A 3,280-nucleotide genomic window follows, 5' to 3' on the forward strand; every position below is an offset into this window, starting at 1 on the left:
GCATGAAAGCTATTGGACATTTTGCTGATGGTACGACAGTTATTGTTTTTGCAAAGCTTGGCAATGAAGCGATATCCATTATTAGTTTTCGTCAAGCGAATAAGAAAGAAAGAGAGGTTTTCAATGACTATCAAAAAAACCTTTGAAACAAAGTATGATTATACAAAAGAAGATTGGGAATCCGTGGACTCTCCACCACTAACAGATGAAGAACTTGCACGTTTAAAGCCAGCTAAAGATGTTTTACCTTCCTCCTTCTTTAAGTATGTAACAGAAGAGCGCCGTAAACGTGGACGACCACCAGTTGAGTCTCCTAAACAAGCGGTTACTCTCCGCCTTGATCCAAATATTATTGCCTCTTTTAAAAAACAAGGGAAAGATTGGCGCGCACGTATGGGTGAAGTCTTAAAAAAAGCAAGCGGTTGCTAAATCAGACTACCTCCCCATTTTTGAGAACGGGGAGGGGAGTTATGTTTTTGTTTAAGCAGCTTTCACAACAGGACTTTCAATATTGGGAGCATAAGCTTGCAATAACGGATTCATGATATGCGGTAATTCTGAAGTTCCAAAACCTGTAAGAACTGCTAAAATCTTTGTAATATTTGGCACGTCATCTTGAAGTTTTAAAATCAAAGCTTTCTCTACCATGCTCATAACCTCAACCAGTGCGCTACAGTCTTTATCTCCAATGCCTTCACAATTGACAAACTGAAACAAAGCCATCCACAAATCACATAAAAAATCAACACTGGTATTCATTGCACACCTCCATGGATTTGTTCTCTCAAGCAAGCTAATCCTCTGGATGTGATTTTCGTTGAAGGGAGCACCTTTTCTGTACCATCGGGTCTTTGAATAGTAATAGCAGGGCAATCCATAAGACCTTTCTTGATCTTATCCTGATAAGGTAACAAAGGAGCACCCGGAGCCCGTCGATAGACCCAATCATGTTTACGCAAGTAATCAGTTAAGTCCTTTGGTCGTACCTCTAACATCTTTGCAGATTCAATCAAACCAAACAGACCATCAGAGCGTTTTAAACCGTCAAGCGCCTTTGCTTTGGGCTCTAGCTCAGCAATTATGATGTCTTTACGTTCATTTTCGTTTTTTAGATGTGTTAAGACACCTAACATCACTTGTGGACTTGAATAATCAACCTGTGGTGTGACTACCTGCTTTGCAAGTTTTTCACATTCGATAAAGTATTCTCTTGCTTGATGTCCTTTGTCATTACGCTCGATCATCGAAAGATGTTTAGCCATGTCTAATGTGAGGTAGTATTCTATGCTTGGGCGCCCACCTTTTTCTAAAAATTTAGAAAAACCTATAAAGTCTATATTTTCCCGAAACTTACATTCTTTAATACGATTTTTAATCCAGTCTGCAAACTTTGATGTGATTTCTAAAAAACTATGCAAGTCACGTGCATCAACTGTTTGAACAGTTTCTTGATCAATGGTTTGTTCTTTAATTTTTATAAGAGTGTTCATAATGAACTCCTTATCGTTAGATGTTTTTCATTGACACTCTAAAGAGAGTGCCGGGCGCTGAAAAACACGGCGATAAGTCCGTCGTTACACTTTTCCCGCAAAGGTATTGTATAGTGTAACCACACCCGACAAAATCACTATATGCTACAAAGCATGTGATGAGTCAAAGTTTTTAAATTTCGGCGGGAAGAGATTATTTCGGTAATCTATCCGCTTATCGTTCGGTGTTTTTCAGGCACCTGATTCGAAAATATATGTTACAGAAATAATGTCAAGAATAAAAATAATTTTTTGTTTTTAAATAATCATATATTGTACAGTGCACATATTGAAATCGTTATTTATCAATGAGTTATGTGTACAATGTACAGTCAATTTGAAAAATTCTAACGCTAGCGATAGTTCGCGCTGTCCTGCCCCGCAACACTCCCAACCCGCTGGAAAGTACCTTTTGCATTGATTTTATTGTATTTTTTATGGAAAAAGCCAAAGTGAAAGTGATAATTTGCTTTAAAATTACAATTGAAGTGAGTAGTGTATCTACATAGCTTAAGAACATTATTTCTTTTTCTTGTTAGCAGCATATTCTTGGCGTTCAAGTTGTCTCTGTATATTTTTGATTAATCTCTCATTGGCATATTGTGCAATAGTACTTGCAATTTCTGGCTTGGACATTACTCCAGCAATTGATGGTCCCATTTGTTTTGCAATAGGGAAGTGATCACCATCGGCTCTTTGAAAAACATTGTTGCCCATTTTTAATTCAACACGCTTTGGAAATTTTCCACCTCGAATAAAAGCATGGGGTAAGATTTCTTGCTTGCCAAACATTGTGTAAGCCACACCGTGTTTTGTTTCTCTTACTTTTTTAAAAAATTTAAGAGGTATCGGTGTTCCAGAGCCAATGATATCTGTCTCGAGAAGCTGTGCTGTAGCCTTTCCCTTAATATAAACGCCTTTTTTGATACGCTTTGATTGGGCTGATGTAAGATCAGAAATTTCCTTTTCAGCAAAGCGTTCCACTTGTTTTGCTGCGGTATTTACAGCATTACGCAAAGTCCAATTAAGGCGTGGTGCTTGAAGATTTGTAAAGGTATCCTTTACTTGCTGAAGATACCATTTTTGGCGGATAATTAATTTCAACTTCTAAGCCTTTTTGGGATTAGATGTTGATGGCTTAGAAACTTTAGGTGTTTTTGCCTGTATGGGTGTGGTTTCCTCTACCACTTCTTCAGTTGATGTTTGTCCATTTTCTTTGTCTTCTTTCTCAACCTTTTTACTTGTCTTATCAGGGTTTGCGTTTGTTTTGTTCTCAACAAAAGGTTTTGCAGCATTGGCACGCTTGAGCCTTGCATAGAGTTGATTAGAAACTTCAACAAATGGGGTATTTTGTGTAGAAGGTTCAAAACGAACGGTGCTTTTATTGTCGCCAACGACACACATTGGTTTAGTGATGACAGCTTTCATTATTGCTCCTTTTGAGGAATGATTTAATGACATTATGCGTCAAATATTGCTTTTTACGATTTGAAAAAATGGACAAGCCAGAATTACCGAGAAAACCGGACTCTTTAGCCCTGTTTCAGGTCCATATTTTACTGAATTTTTGGGGAATATTTTTGAATTTTAGACACAATACGACTAGTGCCGTGCCGTCATTAAATACGATTTTTTACACGATGTCAACAGAAAAAATCATAATCTAGTATTTTTTTTATTTTTTTAATCAAAATCTGGTGTTTTTAGAAAGAAGTTACCATTCATATTCAAGATGCCGCTTGACAACTACT

General features: G+C 37.2%; 6 protein-coding genes. 2 read left to right on the forward strand and 4 right to left on the reverse strand.

Annotation, left to right across the window (positions count from 1 at the left end; translation table 11 throughout):
- Positions 1 to 146, forward strand: a 146-nt coding sequence (locus AC0QT4_RS08670) for a BrnT family toxin (protein ID WP_473201263.1), incomplete at its 5' end; no start/stop codon positions are given.
- Positions 124 to 429: a BrnA antitoxin family protein gene (locus tag AC0QT4_RS08675; RefSeq protein ID WP_473201279.1), complete on the forward strand. Its 306-nt coding sequence runs from the start codon at positions 124 to 126 to the stop codon at positions 427 to 429. The genes AC0QT4_RS08670 and AC0QT4_RS08675, both read left to right, overlap by 23 nt.
- A gap of 51 nt (positions 430 to 480) precedes the next feature.
- Here the strand turns inward: AC0QT4_RS08675 and AC0QT4_RS08680 are convergent, their stop codons facing one another.
- From AC0QT4_RS08680 to AC0QT4_RS08695, 4 genes are all read right to left on the reverse strand, one after another.
- On the reverse strand, positions 481 to 759 hold the full coding sequence (locus AC0QT4_RS08680) for a hypothetical protein (RefSeq protein WP_473201280.1): 279 nt from the start codon (positions 757 to 759) through the stop codon (positions 481 to 483).
- Complete coding sequence (locus AC0QT4_RS08685) at positions 756 to 1,490, reverse strand: antA/AntB antirepressor family protein (protein ID WP_473201281.1); 735 nt, start codon at positions 1,488 to 1,490, stop codon at positions 756 to 758. Before AC0QT4_RS08685 ends, AC0QT4_RS08680 begins: the two co-directional genes overlap by 4 nt.
- A gap of 558 nt (positions 1,491 to 2,048) precedes the next feature.
- Positions 2,049 to 2,633: a hypothetical protein gene (locus AC0QT4_RS08690; protein WP_473201282.1), complete on the reverse strand. Its 585-nt coding sequence runs from the start codon at positions 2,631 to 2,633 to the stop codon at positions 2,049 to 2,051.
- Between the two features lie 3 nt (positions 2,634 to 2,636).
- Complete coding sequence (locus AC0QT4_RS08695) at positions 2,637 to 2,957, reverse strand: hypothetical protein (RefSeq protein WP_473201283.1); 321 nt, start codon at positions 2,955 to 2,957, stop codon at positions 2,637 to 2,639.
- Positions 2,958 to 3,280: the final 323 nt, after the last annotated feature.

This window comes from Bartonella sp. EBT8 (assembly GCF_055796165.1).

Excerpts from the sequence above, each read along its gene's own strand:
- AC0QT4_RS08675 (WP_473201279.1), top strand. The coding sequence starts at position 124 with ATGACTATCAAAAAAACCTTTGAAACAAAGTATGATTATACAAAAGAA.
- AC0QT4_RS08685 (WP_473201281.1), bottom strand. The coding sequence starts at position 1,490 with ATGAACACTCTTATAAAAATTAAAGAACAAACCATTGATCAAGAAACT.
- AC0QT4_RS08680 (WP_473201280.1), bottom strand. The coding sequence starts at position 759 with ATGAATACCAGTGTTGATTTTTTATGTGATTTGTGGATGGCTTTGTTT.
- AC0QT4_RS08695 (WP_473201283.1), bottom strand. The coding sequence starts at position 2,957 with ATGAAAGCTGTCATCACTAAACCAATGTGTGTCGTTGGCGACAATAAA.